This is a genomic window from Arenimonas oryziterrae DSM 21050 = YC6267 (genome assembly GCF_000420545.1).
GTDB lineage: Bacteria > Pseudomonadota > Gammaproteobacteria > Xanthomonadales > Xanthomonadaceae > Arenimonas > Arenimonas oryziterrae.
Genome location: NZ_ATVD01000006.1, coordinates 1 through 15,751, shown reverse-complemented (window position 1 = coordinate 15,751; position 15,751 = coordinate 1). Strand labels below are relative to the sequence as shown.

Genomic DNA, 15,751 nt, shown 5'->3' with positions numbered 1-15,751 from the left:
GGGTCGATGTCTGGAAGCGGCTTGCTGCAACGCAGCATGGAAAAGAATTTTGTTTTCCGTACGCCGGAGCATTGCTTCTTGGCATAACGGACTTTTAAGATGGGGTTAGAGTAGAGCGTCAAAACCCGGGGAGTTTTCGATGCATCCAGCCTGCTCGGCTGACCATCATTCCAATTGCTGTCCATCGCCCCGGATGGCACAGCTCCATGTCGCCCAGAACGTTTGCCCTGATGAGGATCTGAAGCAATGAAATCCCAACAACCTCTGCGCGGGCTGCTCGCCCGTGCTCCCTTGGCTGCAGCCGTCGCCGTTGCCCTGCTCACCGCCCCGGCCGCGCAGGCCTTCGAGTTCGGGAAGGGTGAACTGACCGGCAGCCTCGACACCACCGTCTCCTACGGCATCTCGGTCCGCACCGAAGCGCCGAACGACGGCCTCATCGGCAAGTCCTACTTCGATCCGGCGCTCTGCTCGCAGAACTTCCCGCTGGCCGCGATTCCGCCCGGCAACCTGGGTCGTTGCGCGTCGACCGGCGGCGTGCCGGGTTCGGCCGCGCAGATCGCCGCCCGCGGCCGCTTCTCGGCCAACCGCGACGACGGCGACGTGAAGTGGGACGAGGGCGACGCGTTCTCGAACGCCTTCAAGGTCACCTCCGAGCTGAGCCTGAAATACCGCGACTGGGGTGCGTTCACCCGCGCGACCTACTTCTATGACGTCGACAACACCGACCGCACGGACCTGACCAAGGCCGCGCAGGAGAAGGTAGGCAAGGACTTCCGTCTGCTCGACGCGTTCATCTATCACGACTTCACCATCGGCGATCACAAGGGCAGCTTCCGCATCGGCCGCCAGGTCGTGAGCTGGGGCGAGAGCACCTTCATCCAGAACGGCATCAACGTCATCAACCCGATCGACGTGTCCAAGCTGCGCGTTGCCGGTTCGGAACTGAAGGAAGCCTTCCAGCCGATCGACATGCTGTGGGGCTCTTTCAGCTTCACCGAGAACCTGTCGGTCGAAGCCCTGTACATGCTCGAGTTCGAAGAAGTCGAAATCGATCCGTCGGGCACCTACTTCAGCTCGAACGACTTCGCGTCGCCGGGCGGTACCTACGTGATGCTGGGCTTCGGCACCACGCCGCAGCCGGTCTTCAATCCCGAGCTGTATAGCGCCACCTGCCAGACCGGCCCCGGCGGCGTCGTCAACAGCGACCGTTATGCGCAGCTCGTTGCGATGTACACGGCCAATCCGGCTCTGATCCCGGCGCCGTTCCCCAAGGTGGCTGCTGCCGCCTCGGCCGCGGCCGCGCAGATCATCACCATCGGTTGCGGCAACGCCGTCGCCCGTGGCCCGAACCGCAATGCGCCGGACACCGGCCAGTACGGCATCGCCCTGCACTGGTTCGCCGAGAACTGGGGCAACACCGACTTCGCGTTCTACTTCCTGAACTACCACAGCCGCCTGCCGCTGCTGTCGGGCACCGCCACGAGCATCACCCCGGCGCAGCTGGGTGCGGGTCGTTCGCCGGCGGCGTACGCGAATTACTACGTCGAGTTCCCTGAAGACATCCAGATGTACGGCATCAGCTGGAACACCACGCTCCCGGGCGGTGTCGCCTGGCAGGGTGAAATCAGCCACCGTCCGAACATGCCGCTGCAGGTCGACGACGTCGAATTGCTGTTCGCCGCGCTGACCCCGGTCAACCAGATCCTGGCGCTGAACCCGGCCACGCCGCCGGCGCTGTATTTCGGCAGCCAGCTCGGCAACTTCACGTCCGGTCAGACCGTGCGTGGCTGGCGCCGTCACAAGGTCTCGCAGCTGCAGATGACCTTCACCAAGGCCTTCGGCCAGGCGCTGGGTTCCGACCAGATCGCCCTCGTGGGTGAAGTCGGCGCGACCGAAGTGTGGGATCTGCCGCCGCAAAGCGAACTGCGTTACGAAGGTGAAGGCACCGATACCGGTGGTGGCTGCGATGTCTCCGGCGTCGCCGCCGCGGGTCCGGCCGGCTTCCTCCAGTTCTCCTGCCTGCGCAACCCGCAGAAGCTGACCGGTGGTTTCCCGACGCAGTTCTCGTGGGGCTATCGCGTGGCGGCCAAGGCCGACTACAACAGCGTCTTCGGTACCCCGGTCACGCTGTCGCCACGCGTCGCGTTCAATCATGACGTCAACGGCATCACCCCGGGCCCGGGCGGCAACTTCCTCGAGGGTCGCAAATCGGGCACTCTGGGTGTCGAGGCCAACTATCTGAACAAGCTCGTGTTCGACATCAGCTACACCAGCTTCTTCGGTGGCAAGCCGTACAACCAGATCGCCGACCGCGATTTCGCTTCTTTCACCGTCAAGTATTCGTTCTGAGCCATTAGGGAGGGCAGACGATGAAATTGATCAAGAAAACTGCGCTGGCGACACTCGCCAGCGCCGCAGTGCTGACGGCAGGTATCGCTTCGGCGAACACCACCGCCGAGAAGGCCGGCCAGCTCGGCGGCCGTCTCACCCCGATGGGTTCGGAAAAGGCCGGCAATGCCGCCGGCACGATCCCGGCCTGGGAAGGCGGCATCACGCGTCCGCCGGCGGGTTACAAGATCGGCCAGTCGCACATCGATCCCTACGCCTCGGACAAGGTTCTGTTCCAGGTGACACCGGCGAACTTCGGCCAGTACGCCGATCGTTTGTCGGAAGGCCAGAAGGCGATGTTCGGTCGTTACAAGTCCTTCCGCATGGACGTGTATCCGAGCCGTCGCAGTGCTTCGTTCCCGCAGCGCACCTACGACTTCACCAAGAAGAACGCGACCTCCTGCAAGCTCATCGCCGATGGCGAAGGCATCCAGGGTTGCGCCGAGGGCTTCCCGTTCCCGATCCCGAACAATGCCTACGAGGCGATCTGGAACCACAAGCTGAAGTACAAGGGCCTGTCGGTGCGCAGCTACTCCAACCAGGCGGCGCCGACCGCCGGTGGTGCGTACACGCTGGTGCGCCTGCAGGAAGAAATCCTGGGTCTGTACTACAAGCCCGGCAACACGTCCGAGTCGATCAACAACGCACTGCTGTACTTCAAGCAGGACGTCCTGGCTCCGGCGCGTCTGGCCGGCGGCGTGCTGCTGGTCCATGAAACCTTGAACGCCAAGGCGCAGCCGCGTCAGGCCTGGGTGTACAACCCCGGTCAGCGTCGCGTGCGTCGCGCCCCGAACGTCGCTTACGACAATCCGGGTACCGCGTCCGACGGCCTGCGCACCAACGACATGACCGACATGTTCAACGGCGCGATGGATCGCTTCAGCTGGACGCTGGTGGGCAAGAAGGAAATGCTCATCCCGTACAACGACTACAAAGCCGATGCGAGCAGCACCAAGGTCAGCGATCTGGTTCGCCCGGGTCACATCAACCCCGACTACATCCGTTACGAGCTGCATCGCGTGTGGGTCGTCGAAGCCAAGCTCAAGGCCGGCCAGCGTCACATCAACAGCCGTCGCACGTTCTATCTGGACGAAGACAGCTGGCAGATCGTGATGGTCGACCACTACGACGGCCAGGGTAAGTTGTGGCGTTACTCGGAAGCGCTTCCGATCAACTACTACGAAGTGCCGACGCTGTGGACCACGCTGGAAACCCATTACGACCTGAAGTCGGGTCGTTACATCTCCGGCCTCCTGGACAACCAGGACAAGCCGCGTGATTTCAGCTTCCAGAGCACTCCCGCCGACTACTCGCCACAAAACCTGCGCGATAGCGGCGTTCGTTAATCAAGCCACACCAGCCGCGCCCTTCCTGGGCGCGGCTGCTTTCCGGGCCCCGTGCGTGCCGTGGCCCCCCGGGAGAAATCTATGCCCCCGCTTCACCCTCGCAGCACGCGCCTCGCTGGCGCCTTGCTGGTAGCCCTGACCCTTCCCCTTTTTGCGCAGACGCCCGCCGCCGATCCGGCCGCGGCCGAGGCTGCGCCTGCCGATGCTGCGGCGACGCCCGCGCCGGCGATCGCCAAGAACGACCCGGCGATTCTCGACGCCGAGATTGAGCCGCGCGCGAGCCGCGCGCTGCTGCTGGACATCACGCGCACGAGTTCGGGCCTGTTCGCCGTCGGAGAGCGCGGTCACGCGCTGACCTCCGGCGATGACGGCAAGACCTGGACACAACTCAAGGTGCCGACGCGTTCGGCATTGACCGCAATCGCCAGTGCCGACGGCCAGCTCTGGGCCGGCGGCCACGACGGCGTGATCGTGCACTCGGCCGACGGTGGCCAGACCTGGCAGCGGCAACGCGTCGCGCCGTGGTCGGCCGATGACCAGGATCCGACGCACGGCGTGCCGGTACTCGATCTGATGTTCACCGACGCCAGCAACGGCATTGCTGTCGGCGCCTACAGCCTGCTGCTGGTCACGCACGATGCCGGCGTCACCTGGACGCCGCAGAAAGTGTCGCTGGGCAGTGCAGCGCCCGCGGCGGCGGCCAAGCCCCAGGGCGACGACTGGACCTTTAGCAGCGACCAGCTTGCACTCAGCGACGAGGCCGATCCGCATTTCAACGCGATCGCGCGCACCGATTCCGGTGCGATGGTCATCGTCGGCGAGCGCGGCACCTTCCTGCGTTCCACCGATGGGGGCGCGACCTGGAGCAAAGGTCGCTTCCCGTATCAAGGCTCGATGTTCGGCGTAATGTCCTGGCCCGGCGGCGGCGACCACATCCTGGTGTTCGGCCTGCGCGGCAACGCCTACGAATCCGACGATCTGGGCAACACCTGGCGCAAGGTCGAAACCGGCGGCAAGGCCTCCCTGCTCGGCGGCCAGCCGCTCGCCAACGGCGGCGCGGTGCTCGTCGGCGCGAACGGCCTGGTGTTGACGCGCAAGGACGGCAACTCGCCGTTCGTCGCGGCGACCTTCGCCAACAAGCTCGGGGAAATCCCCGTGCTGGCCGGCGTGCAAGCGGCCGAGAGCGGTCAATACGTTCTGATCGGCGACAAGGGTGCCGATCTCTACCTTCCGAAGTGATGGAGTCACCATGAGCGCTTTCAGTCGCTTCGCAGAAAAAATCGTCTTCGGCGCGCGCCCGGTCGTGCTGGTGGTGTTCGCGGCCATCACCGTGCTGATGGCCATCATGGCCTATCAGCTCAAGGTCGATGCCGGCTTCAAGAAGCAGATTCCGCTGCAGCACGAATACATGCAGACGTTCCTGGACTACGAACAGGACTTCGGCGGTGCCAACCGCGTCTTGGTCGCGGTCATGGCCAAAGACGGCAACATGTTCGACCAGCAGTTCATGGGCACGCTCGAGCACGTCACCAACGACGTGATCAACCTCGATGCGACCGACGATGCGCGCGTGCGCTCGCTGTTCACGCCGAACGTGCGTTTCATCGAGGTCGTCGAGGACGGTCTCGCGGGCGGCAACGTGATTCCGCAGGACTTCTCGCCCAACACCGCCGGCTTCGTCGCCGCGCCCGAACAGTTCGAAACGATCCGCGGCAACATCGTCAAGGCCAACATCGTCGGCCGTTTCGTCGCCAAGGACTATTCCGGCGCGATGATCTGGGCCGACCTGATTCCCGAGAACGCCGGCGTCAAGCCGTTGAACTACCAGGACATCGGCCACCAGCTCGAGGCGATCCGCACGAAGTACGAAACCGACCCGGCCTCGTGCCGCGCCGCCGAGCAGGGCAAGCCCGTGCCTGGCGCCAAGGGCGTCTGCGTGCACATCATCGGTTTCGCCAAGATGGTCGGCGACATCACCGATGGCGCGCTGTCGGTGGTCAAGTTCTTCGCGATCACCATCGCCTTCACCTGGTTGCTGCTGTTCCTGTATTCCTCGTCGGTGAAGCTGGCCAGCCTGACCGTGCTGTCGGCGCTGATTTCGGTGACCTGGATGCTTGGCGCGCTCAAGCTCATGGGCTTCGGCATTGATCCGATGAACATGCTCACGCCCTTCCTCATATTCGCGATCGCAGTCAGTCACGGCGAGCAGATGATCAACCGCTTCCGCGGCGAGATCTTCTTCGGCGGGTTGGAAGAGGGCAGCGTGGAAGAGCTGCGCCTGCGCGCCAAAGATGCGCTGCCGCCGCTCGAAGCCGCACGCCTGTCGTTCCGCATGCTGCTCGTTCCCGGTACGGTGGCCCTGCTGGCCGGCTGCATCGGTTTCGGTGCGATCTGGTTCATTCCGATCCAGATGATCAAGGAACTCGCGATCACCGCCACGATCGGCGTCGCGATCACGATCCTCACCGACCTGATCCTGCTGCCGGTGCTGTTGAGCTACACCAAGCTGCGCAATCTCGACCGCAAGCGCGAATTCCGCCTGCGCCAGCTGACCCAGTTCGACAAGATCTGGCTGGCCCTGGCCAAGCTCAGCCGGCCGTCGGCCGCGATGGGCGTGATCGTGGTCGGCCTGGTGGTCTGGTTCTTCGCCTGGCAGTACGGCAACCGCGTGATGGTCGGCGATGCCCAGAAGGGCGTGGCCGAACTGAAAGCCGACGCGCGCTACAACATCGACGCTGGCGTCATCAGCAGCAAGTTCTCGTTGGGCGTGGATATCCTCAGCGTGATCGCCGAAGCCGCCCCGGGCGCCTGCACGAGCAGCTATCCGGCGATGGAGACGATCGATCGTTTCGCCTGGCACATGCAGAACGTGCAGGGCGTGGAACAGGTGATGACGCTGCCGCTCGCGGCCAAGATCGTCAACGCCGGCTGGAACGACGGTTCGGTGCGCTGGCGCGTGCTGCCTCGCGATCCGGACACGCTGCGTCAAGCCACGCAGAGCTTCGAGACCGACTCGGGTCTGCTCAATGCCGACTGCAGTGCGATTCCGGTGACGATCTTCACCTCCGATCACCAGGCCACGACGATCGACCGCGTGGTCGCGGCGGCGAAGAAATTCCGTGTCGAGAACCAGGCCTTCGTGCCCGGCAACTTGCAGAAGCAGCTCGCCGCCAAGGCCGCTGCGGATCCGAGCTTCCACAGCGACCAGGTCAACCTGCGTCTGGCGACCGGCAACGTCGGCGTAATGGCGGCGATCAACGACACCGTGCGTGAGAAGGAACACTTCATTCTCTATCTGCTGTACGGCGCGGTGTTCGTGATGTGCCTGATCAGTTTCCGCAGTCCGCGCGCAGCCCTGTGCATCCTGCTGCCGTTGGTGCTGGTCACGGAGCTGGGCCATTCGCTGATGGTGCAACTCGGCATCGGCATGAAGATCAACACGCTGTGCGTGGTCGCGCTCGGCGTGGGCATTGGTGTCGACTACGGCATCTATATCTTCGCGCGCATGCGCGAGGCGATGAACTCGGGCAAGACGCTGAGCGAGTCGTACTTCATCGCGCTCAAGACGACCGGCATCGCGATCTTCTACACGGCGTTCACGCTGGCTGCCGGTGTGGCGATGTGGATGTTCTCCGACCTGAAGTTCCAGGCGGACATGGGCATCATGCTGACCTTCATGTTCATCGTGAACATGATCGCCGCGATCATCTTCCTGCCAGCACTGTGCCGCTGGCTGCTGCGTCCGGGCGAGAAAGACGTCTGGAAGCCGCACGTCGAACTCGACGGACAAGAGCAGGTCTGACCGGCTCAACGCATGAGAGAAAACGGGCTTCGGCCCGTTTTCTTTTTCCTCGGGTGTTCGCGGCTACGTCGGCGAGACGACTACAGTTCGCTGGCCGGTGGCGGCTGGCGGGATTTGGCGAGATTGCGCAGACCGATCACGAGCACGCCGCCCAGGACCATCGCGCCGCCCAACCATAGACGCGGGCCGACCCGGTCGTCCATGACGACGATGCCGAGCACGGTCGCAATGAGCGGCGTCGCGAGCAGATACGGCGTGACCTGGGCGACCGGATGACGCTGCATGAGCACGTAGTAGATGCCGTGTCCGACCAGCGAGGCGACGAGGGCGGCGTAGGCGACGCCGAACCACGCGACCCCACTGGCATGTCGCGCGATCTCAAGGCCGCCGGGTTCGGCGAGCGCACTCCACGCGAGCAGCGGACCCACGCCGATCAACGCCGCCCAACCTTGCTGGCTGACCGGCCCCATGCCCTTGAGTCCGCGTAGCAGGACCGTGCCCAGGCCCAGGAACAAAGCCGAAACCAGCATCAGGCTCAGCGCCGCCGGGTTTTGCAGGACGGTCGGATCGAAGCCCAGCACCAGGACGCCCGCGAAACTTAGTGCGATCGCTGCGCCCGTGCGCCAGTGGAAGCGCTCACCCAGCAGCCACCAGGCCAGCAGAGTCGCCATCGGCACGTAGCTTTGCATGACGATCGCCGGCGATGCGATCGTCGTCGACAGCTTCAGCGACCAGAAACTCAAACCGAAATGCAGCACGCCATTGCAAAGCGCGACCGCGATCAGGCGCGGCCATTGCCCCGCCGGCGGACGCTCGAGAAATCCGACCAGCGCGATCGCAAGCACGCCCAGACGCAGCGCCGTGAACAACAGCGGCGGCAGCTCGGCGAGCGCGAGCTTGGAGGTAAGGAAATTCCCTGCCCAGGCGACGCAGATCAGTCCGACCAGCAACAGATCCCGACCGCCGAGCCCCGCGCGGTGATCAGCGGCCAATGCCGATCCGGCGGTAGAGCTTGTCCAGCGTCCACATCGGGCCGATCAGCAGATAGACCAGATCGGTGAAGAAGCTCGGTCGCTTGCCTTCGATCTTGTGGCCGATGAATTGTCCGATCCAGGCCACGATGAACACGCTGATACCCAATTGCAGCAGCAGGCGCAGACCGTAGTGGTCCATGATCCAGCGATTGAGGAAGCCGATCGCCACAAAACACAGCAGCGAACCGATCGCGAGATTCTTCGACAGCTGCCAGTAGTAGGAGAAGGCGGCGAACATCGCCAGGCCGCACCAGGTGCCGGGATTGAAATAGCTCGTCGGCACCGGAATGCACCACAGCAAGGCGGTCACCGACCACAGGATCGCCGGCACGCAGATCAGGTGGATCCACTGATTGGACGCGTTCTGGTGATCGCTGGCGTACTGGTCGAGCAGGGAATCGGCGCTGCGCATGGTGCGTTGCTCCTCGGGTCGGTGCAGAGATCAGTCGATGCGGATGTCGGCGAGGCGCAGCAGCGCCTCGGCGTACTTCGCGCGCGTGGCGGCGATGACGTCGGAAGGAACGCTCGGTCCGGGCGCGGTCTTGTTCCAGTCCAGCGTTTCCAGATAGTCGCGCACATACTGTTTGTCGTAGCTGGGTGGGCTGATGCCGACCGCATATGAATCCGCCGGCCAGAAGCGCGAGGAGTCGGGCGTCAGCATCTCGTCCATGACGTGCAGCACGCCGTTCTCGTCGAGACCGAATTCGAGTTTGGTATCGGCGATGAGGATGCCGCGACCGGCGGCATAGCGCGCCGCGAAATCGTAGATTTTCAGCGTGGCGGCGCGTACCTGTTCGGCAAGGTCGCCGCCAATCTGCGCGACGATCGCATCGAAGCTCACGTTTTCGTCGTGATCGCCGACCGCTGCCTTGGTCGAGGGTGTGAAAATCGGCGTCGGCAACTGCTCGGCCTGGCGCAGGCCGGCGGGCAGGGCGATGCCGCAGATCTCGCCGGTCTTCTGGTAGTCCTTCCAGCCGCTGCCGATGATGTAGCCGCGCGCGATCGCTTCGACCGGCACGGGCTTGAGTTTCTTGGTCACCACACTGCGCTGCGTGTACAGCGCCGCGTCGGTGCCGGCGGGCAACACGCTCGCGACCGGTTCGTGCGTGAGGTGGTTCGGGATCAGGTGCGCGGTCTTGGCGAACCAGAAATTCGAGATCTGGCACAGCATCTCGCCCTTGCCCGGAATCGGATCGGGCAGCACGACGTCGAAGGCCGACAGGCGGTCGCTCGCGACCATCAACAGACGCTGATCGGGCAGGCCGTAAACATCGCGAACCTTGCCGCGATGGAGCAGGGGCAGACCAGGCAGGTTCGAAGTGTGCAGGGTGGTGGTCACGGGCGATCCGGAGGCATTGCGTCAGGCCGCCATTGTAACCGGCCGTCCCCGCGGGGCGGCTGGTAGAATCGCAGCCATGCATCGTTTCCTGGTCGCGGCCGCATTGCTGATACTGCCCACGGCGGCCCTGGCTGCGGCGCCCGCGCGGCCGGCGAAACTGGGCCAGTGCGTCGCCTGCCATGGTGAGGACGGCCGCAGCCGCATCGCGGGCACGCCGCATCTGGCGGGGCAGGACGAAACCTATCTGGTCAACGCGCTCACGGCCTATCGCCAGGGCCGTCGGCAGGCCGTACCGATGAACACGATCGCCAACACCCTGCAGCCGCGCGATATCGCCGCGCTGGCGCGCTGGTACGCGCAGCAGCGCGCACCGGGATCCCGGCCATGACGCCCTGGCGCGGCAAGGCGATCGGATTTCTGTTGGGGCTGCTGACCCGGCGCGTACAGTTCATGGTGCTGGGCCTGATCGTCGGCCATCTGTTCGACCTGGGTCTGTTTCGCGCGCGCGCGGACAATCCGCCGCCGCCCGCGTCGCCACCGGTCGACCCGTACGCGGTCCTGGGCTTGCTGCCCTCGGCCAGCGACGAGGAGGTCGAGCAGGCCTTCCGCCGCCACATTTCCGAATACCATCCCGATCGCGTGGCCAATGCCGCGCGGGAGATCCGCGATCTCGCTGAAACGCGTGCCCGCGAGATCAACGCCGCCTACGAAACCATCCAGCAGCAACGACGCAAAGGCTGAGCCATGTCGAAGTGCCTGATCGCCCCGTCCATTCTTTCCGCGAACTTCGCCCGACTCGGCGAGGAAGTCGACAATGTGCTCAAGGCCGGTGCTGATTGGGTGCACTTCGACGTGATGGACAATCATTACGTGCCTAACCTCACCATCGGTCCGCTGGTCTGCGAGGCGCTGCGCAAGCACGGCGTGACGGCACCGATCGACGTGCACCTGATGGTGAAGCCGGTCGATCGCATCGTTCCCGATTTCGTCAAGGCCGGCGCGTCGCTGATCAGTTTCCATCCCGAGGCGAGCGAGCATGTGCACCGCACGATCCAGCTGATCAAGGCGCAGGGGTGCAAAGCTGGTCTGGTGTTCAATCCGGCGACGCCGCTCACGCATCTCGAGCATGTGCTCGACGAGCTCGACCTGGTGCTGATCATGTCGGTCAATCCCGGCTTCGGCGGGCAAAGCTTCATTCCTTCGGCGCTCGACAAGTTGCGCGCGGTGCGCCGCATGATCGACGCCAGCGGCCGCGACATCCGCCTGGAGATCGACGGCGGCGTGAAAGCCGACAACATCGCGCAAATCGCCGCCGCGGGCGCCGACACTTTCGTTGCCGGCTCGGCGATCTTCAACGCGCCCGACTATGCCGACGTGATTCGGCGCATGCGCGCCGCCGTCGCCACCGCAACCCCGTAGGAGCCAGCTCGCTGGCGACCACCCCGCCCAAGGAACGGCCATGACCCCGCGCACCACCGATCTTTGCGACGACCACGGCGATCTCGCGCGCGTCGTCGAAGAACAGTTCCATGATTTCGGCGGCAACGTCGCCTTCCACGGCAAGGTCAGCACGCTGCTCGCGTTCGAGGACAACTCCAAGGTGCGGGAAGCCCTGATGGAGGCCGGCGATGGCCGCGTGCTCGTGGTCGACGCCGGTGGTTCCCTGCGGCGCGCGATGCTGGGCGACCAACTGGCCGAGATGGCGGTCAAGAACGGCTGGTCGGGTCTGGTGATTTTTGGCAGCGTGCGTGACAGTGCGGCCATCGCGGCGCTGCCCTTGGGCGTGAAGGCCATCGGCACCTCTCCGCGCAAGACCGAGAAGCTCGGCCAGGGCCTGCGCAACGTCGTGGTACGCCTCGGCGGCACCGATATCCACCCCGGCGATTGGCTGTACGCCGACGAAGACGGCATCGTCGTCAGCGCCAGCCCGCTGACCTGACGCGTTCCCAACCTGGACCGATGTTGTTAAAGTCCGGCCATGATCCCGACGCCCACACGCGCCATCGCCGCACGCCGCCGCACCTGGCGAGGATGGCGTTGATCTGACGCGTCCCCTCCGTGGCGAGGTGGATGGCTTTGAACCGGCGGCGCCGTCCGCTGCCTCCCGCACCTCGCTACGGACATACCCGTGATTTCAGCCGAAGAATTCCGACAGCTCGCCGCCGCCGGCCACAACCGTATTCCGGTCGTGCGCGAAGTTCTGTCCGACCTCGACACGCCGCTGTCGGTCTATCTCAAGCTGGCCGATGGCCCGCACACCTATCTGTTCGAGTCCGTCGAAGGCGGCGAGACCTGGGGTCGTTATTCGATCATCGGTCTGCCGGCCCAGCGCATCTATTCCTTCCGCGGTCACACGCTGGAAGTGCGCGAGCACGGCGAGATCACCGAGACGCGCGAACTCGCCGACCCGCTCGCCGAGGTCGATCGCCTGCGTGAGAGTTTTGTCGTGCCGCGCATTCCCGGCCTGCCGGCCTTCACCGGCGGTCTGGTCGGCTACTTCGGTTTCGAGACGATCGGCTGGATCGAACCGCGCCTGGACGGACCGATGCCCGACGGCTCGGAAAAACCCGACCAGCTCGGCACGCCCGATGCCTTGCTGATGTTGTCCGAAGAAGTAGCCGTCTTCGACAATCTCAAAGGTCGCCTCTACCTGGTGGTGCATGCCGATCCGGGCGTGCCGCAGGCGTATTCCAAAGCCGTTCGCCGCCTCGACGAGCTGGTGTATCGCCTGCGCCATTCCGGCCGCAGCTATCCCGATGTGCTCGATCCGTCCCTGCTCAAGGAAGAGGATTTCGTTTCCGGCTTCACGCGCGAGGGATTCATCGCCGCGGTCGAGACGGCAAAAGAGTACATCCGCGCCGGCGACGTATTCCAGGTGGTGCTCAGCCAGCGCATGTCGGTACCGTTCCGCGCGCGTCCGGTCGATGTGTATCGCGCCTTGCGTGCGTTGAATCCCTCGCCTTACATGTACTTCCTCGATCTCGACGGCACCCAGGTGGTCGGCAGTTCGCCGGAGATCCTGGTGCGCCTGCAGGGCGGCGACGTCACCGTGCGTCCGATCGCCGGCACGCGTCCGCGCGGTGCGACGCAAGAGGAAGACATCGCGCTCGAAGCCGAACTGCTCGCCGATCCGAAGGAACGTGCCGAACATCTGATGCTTATCGACCTGGGCCGCAACGATGTCGGCCGCGTCGCCCAGGCCGGCAGCGTGCAGGTGCCGGACCGGTTCATCATCGAGCGCTATTCGCACGTCATGCACATCGTCAGCGAGGTGCAGGGCAAGCTGCAGGCGGGCATGAGCTTTGCCGACGTGATCAAGGCGACCTTTCCGGCCGGCACGGTCAGCGGGGCGCCGAAGATCCGCGCCCTGGAAGTCATTCGCGAACTCGAGCCGGTCAAACGCAACATCTATTCCGGCGCCGTCGGGTACCTGGGCTGGTGGGGCGACGCCGACACGGCCATCGCCATCCGCACGGCGGTCATCCAGGACGGCCGTCTTCACGTGCAGGCCGGCGCAGGCATCGTCTACGACTCCGATCCCGCGAAGGAATGGGACGAGACGATGAACAAGGGCAGGGCGCTTTTCCGCGCCGTCGCTCAGGCCGCGAGCGGGTTATAACCGGCGGTCCGGCGACCGGTGGTGCCTCGGCCGGAATGAGCGGTCGTGCTTTGGATCACATTTTCGGCGATCATATTGCGCAGTTTGTGACCAGGCGTTGGGGCCGGCCGCCGCGTGTTGCCATCACGCAGACCCTGCGGTTCGCCGCCAAGGCGAGTGTGAAGACGTTATGGCACGGCCATTGCATACGCCTAGGTCAGGTTTGCATCCAATCCGGTGATTCGCCTCGTAGTTGCGTGATGGGGCGCCCAGATCGGGTGAAAACTGTGACGCGCATCATATTTTTCTGATCGCTGGTTCGGAGGGGTCTCCGGATCGGTGCCAGAACATCGGCAGCATTTGATTTTTCGGCGAAGGCAGTCACTTTTTGCCACTTTTCGCCCGGATGCGGCCTTTGCCTAGCGTTTCCTTCTATTAGTTAAAACTAAAGCTGTTTCGGTTCGCGGCAGGCTTTTGGGCGGTTCTGTGCCCGGGACTTACCTGCCGATAAGGGGAATTGGATGCTGGGCAACAACGTCGGCCGTACGCCGGGTGCTTTGTCGCACCTGTGGATTGGCGCTTTTGGGGAGCGTGAAGAAGGGAAGGTTGCCAAGCGCAGCCCCTGGATCGCGAGCCTCTTCGGCTTGGCGTTGCTGCTGGGCAGCACGCTGGCAGTCGCCCAGACCTCCGTCACCAATACGGCGACCATTGCTGCCCCGGCCGGCATCACCGACCCGACCCCCGCCAACAACTCGGCGAGCGACACCGACACCGTCACCCCGTCCGCGAACCTCGCGGTCACCAAGACCGACGGCGTCGCCGCGGTCAACGCGGGCGGCACCACCACTTACACGATCGTCGTCACCAACAACGGTCCGTCCGACGTTACGGCGGCGACCATTGTCGATACGGCCCCGGCGGGCCTGACGATCGGTGCGTGGACCTGCGCGGTCACGACGGCGGGCACCGGCACGGTCACCACGGCCTGCGGTGCGGCGTCGGGCTCGGGCAACATCAACACCACCGCGACGCTGCGCAATGGTGGCGTGATCACCTATACCGTCGCGGCCACCGTCGCCGGTTCGGCCACGGGCAGTATCCCCAACACCGTGACCGTGGCGGTCCCGGCGGGCACCACCGATCCGACGCCTGGCAACAACAGCGCGACGGACACCAACACCGTCACGCCGGTCGCGAACCTTGCGATCACCAAGACCGATGGCGCGGCCTCGGTCAACGCGGGCGGCGCGACGAGTTACACCCTCGTTGTCACGAACAACGGTCCGTCTGACGTCACCGCCGCTACGATTGTCGATACCGCTCCGGCGGGTCTGACGATTGGCGCATGGACCTGCGCGGTCACGACCGCGGGTGTGGGTTCTGTGACTACGGCCTGTGGCGCAGCCTCGGGCTCGGGCAACATCAATACGACGGCAACGCTGCGCAACGGTGGTGTCGTTACTTATACGGTCGCGGCTACCGTTGCCGGTACGGCGACGGGCACGATCGCGAACACGGCGACCGTGACGGCTCCGGCCGGCACGACGGATCCGACGCCGGCCAACAACTCGGCGACCGACACCAACAACGTCACGCCTGTTGCTGATCTCTCGGTGACGAAGACCGACGGCGCGGCCTCGGTCAATGCCGGCGGCGCGACCAGTTACACGATTGTTGTCACGAACAACGGTCCGTCCGATGTCACGGCCGCTACGGTGGTTGATACGGCGCCCGCCGGACTGACGATTGGCGCGTGGACGTGCGCGGTCACGACCGCGGGCACGGGCTCCGTCACCACGGCCTGTGGCGCAGCCTCGGGCAGCGGCAACATCAATACGACGGCGACGCTGCGCAGCGGCGGCGTCATCACCTACACCGTTGCAGCCACTGTGGCTGGCACGGCCACGGGCACGATCGCGAACACGGTGACGGTCGCAGTCCCGGCCGGCACGACGGATCCGACGCCGGGTAACAACTCGGCGACCGACACCAACAACGTCACGCCCGTTGCCGATCTTTCGGTGACGAAGACGGACGGCGCGGCCTCGGTCAACGCCGGCGGTGCGACGAGCTACACGATTGTTGTCACGAACAATGGTCCGTCTGATGTCACGGCCGCCACGGTGGTTGATACGGCGCCGGCCGGTCTGACGATCGGTGCCTGGACCTGTGCGGTTACGACGGCGGGCACGGGCTCCGTCACCACGGCCTGCGGTGCAGCCTCGGGCAGCGGCAACATCAATA

General features: G+C 64.8%; 13 protein-coding genes. 10 read left to right on the top strand and 3 right to left on the bottom strand.

Annotation, left to right across the window (positions count from 1 at the left end):
• Nucleotides 1-246 precede the first annotated feature (246 nt).
• The 4 genes from G467_RS16845 to G467_RS16840 all read left to right on the top strand — a co-directional run bounded on the left by G467_RS16845 (nucleotide 247) and on the right by G467_RS16840 (nucleotide 7,536).
• Complete coding sequence (locus tag G467_RS16845) at nucleotides 247-2,349, top strand: DUF1302 domain-containing protein (RefSeq protein ID WP_033397914.1); 2,103 nt, start codon at nucleotides 247-249, stop codon at nucleotides 2,347-2,349.
• Nucleotides 2,350-2,369: 20 nt separating this feature from the next.
• On the top strand, nucleotides 2,370-3,734 hold the full coding sequence (locus G467_RS0113100; RefSeq protein WP_022970197.1) for a DUF1329 domain-containing protein: 1,365 nt from the start codon (nucleotides 2,370-2,372) through the stop codon (nucleotides 3,732-3,734).
• Nucleotides 3,735-3,815: 81 nt separating this feature from the next.
• Nucleotides 3,816-4,973, top strand: a complete 1,158-nt coding sequence (locus G467_RS0113095) for a WD40/YVTN/BNR-like repeat-containing protein (protein ID WP_022970196.1) — start codon at nucleotides 3,816-3,818, stop codon at nucleotides 4,971-4,973.
• A 10-nt stretch (nucleotides 4,974-4,983) separates the two neighbouring features.
• Nucleotides 4,984-7,536 carry an efflux RND transporter permease subunit gene (locus G467_RS16840; RefSeq protein WP_022970195.1) on the top strand — a complete coding sequence of 851 codons (2,553 nt, stop codon included), beginning with the start codon at nucleotides 4,984-4,986 and terminating at the stop codon, nucleotides 7,534-7,536.
• A gap of 80 nt (nucleotides 7,537-7,616) precedes the next feature.
• Here G467_RS16840 and G467_RS16835 read toward each other — a convergent pair whose 3' ends face one another.
• From G467_RS16835 to G467_RS0113075, 3 genes are read right to left on the bottom strand one after another with little or no spacing between them, the layout of a single operon-like run.
• Nucleotides 7,617-8,528, bottom strand: a complete 912-nt coding sequence (locus tag G467_RS16835) for a DMT family transporter (protein ID WP_022970194.1) — start codon at nucleotides 8,526-8,528, stop codon at nucleotides 7,617-7,619.
• Nucleotides 8,518-8,982: an Mpo1 family 2-hydroxy fatty acid dioxygenase gene (locus tag G467_RS0113080; RefSeq protein WP_022970193.1), complete on the bottom strand. Its 465-nt coding sequence runs from the start codon at nucleotides 8,980-8,982 to the stop codon at nucleotides 8,518-8,520. The genes G467_RS16835 and G467_RS0113080 overlap by 11 nt, the downstream gene beginning before the upstream one ends.
• A gap of 30 nt (nucleotides 8,983-9,012) precedes the next feature.
• On the bottom strand, nucleotides 9,013-9,909 hold the full coding sequence (locus G467_RS0113075; RefSeq protein WP_022970192.1) for a phosphoribosylaminoimidazolesuccinocarboxamide synthase: 897 nt from the start codon (nucleotides 9,907-9,909) through the stop codon (nucleotides 9,013-9,015).
• Nucleotides 9,910-9,985: 76 nt separating this feature from the next.
• Between G467_RS0113075 and G467_RS0113070 the strand changes: the two genes are divergently transcribed.
• The 6 genes from G467_RS0113070 to G467_RS0113045 form a co-directional block, all read left to right on the top strand.
• Complete coding sequence (locus tag G467_RS0113070; RefSeq protein ID WP_022970191.1) at nucleotides 9,986-10,297, top strand: c-type cytochrome; 312 nt, start codon at nucleotides 9,986-9,988, stop codon at nucleotides 10,295-10,297.
• Nucleotides 10,294-10,650 carry a J domain-containing protein gene (locus tag G467_RS0113065; protein ID WP_022970190.1) on the top strand — a complete coding sequence of 119 codons (357 nt, stop codon included), beginning with the start codon at nucleotides 10,294-10,296 and terminating at the stop codon, nucleotides 10,648-10,650. Before G467_RS0113070 ends, G467_RS0113065 begins: the two co-directional genes overlap by 4 nt.
• 3 nt (nucleotides 10,651-10,653) lie before the next feature.
• Nucleotides 10,654-11,328 (top strand): ribulose-phosphate 3-epimerase, encoded by a 675-nt coding sequence (gene rpe / locus G467_RS0113060; RefSeq protein WP_022970189.1) that lies wholly within the window; start codon nucleotides 10,654-10,656, stop codon nucleotides 11,326-11,328.
• A 40-nt stretch (nucleotides 11,329-11,368) separates the two neighbouring features.
• A complete protein-coding gene (gene rraA / locus G467_RS0113055; protein ID WP_022970188.1) occupies nucleotides 11,369-11,848 on the top strand; it encodes a ribonuclease E activity regulator RraA in 480 nt (159 codons plus the stop codon).
• A 189-nt stretch (nucleotides 11,849-12,037) separates the two neighbouring features.
• Nucleotides 12,038-13,528, top strand: a complete 1,491-nt coding sequence (gene trpE / locus G467_RS0113050; RefSeq protein ID WP_022970187.1) for an anthranilate synthase component I — start codon at nucleotides 12,038-12,040, stop codon at nucleotides 13,526-13,528.
• A gap of 500 nt (nucleotides 13,529-14,028) precedes the next feature.
• The coding region (locus G467_RS0113045) for a beta strand repeat-containing protein (RefSeq protein WP_022970186.1) at nucleotides 14,029-15,751 on the top strand (1,723 nt) is incomplete at its 3' end.

Bases quoted from the DNA above. Each gene is read 5' to 3' on its own strand.
- G467_RS0113070 (WP_022970191.1), top strand. From the start codon at position 9,986: ATGCATCGTTTCCTGGTCGCGGCCGCATTGCTGATACTGCCCACGGCG.
- rraA (WP_022970188.1), top strand. From the start codon at position 11,369: ATGACCCCGCGCACCACCGATCTTTGCGACGACCACGGCGATCTCGCG.
- G467_RS0113080 (WP_022970193.1), bottom strand. From the start codon at position 8,982: ATGCGCAGCGCCGATTCCCTGCTCGACCAGTACGCCAGCGATCACCAG.
- G467_RS0113095 (WP_022970196.1), top strand. From the start codon at position 3,816: ATGCCCCCGCTTCACCCTCGCAGCACGCGCCTCGCTGGCGCCTTGCTG.
- G467_RS16845 (WP_033397914.1), top strand. From the start codon at position 247: ATGAAATCCCAACAACCTCTGCGCGGGCTGCTCGCCCGTGCTCCCTTG.
- rpe (WP_022970189.1), top strand. From the start codon at position 10,654: ATGTCGAAGTGCCTGATCGCCCCGTCCATTCTTTCCGCGAACTTCGCC.
- G467_RS0113100 (WP_022970197.1), top strand. From the start codon at position 2,370: ATGAAATTGATCAAGAAAACTGCGCTGGCGACACTCGCCAGCGCCGCA.
- G467_RS16840 (WP_022970195.1), top strand. From the start codon at position 4,984: ATGAGCGCTTTCAGTCGCTTCGCAGAAAAAATCGTCTTCGGCGCGCGC.
- G467_RS0113065 (WP_022970190.1), top strand. From the start codon at position 10,294: ATGACGCCCTGGCGCGGCAAGGCGATCGGATTTCTGTTGGGGCTGCTG.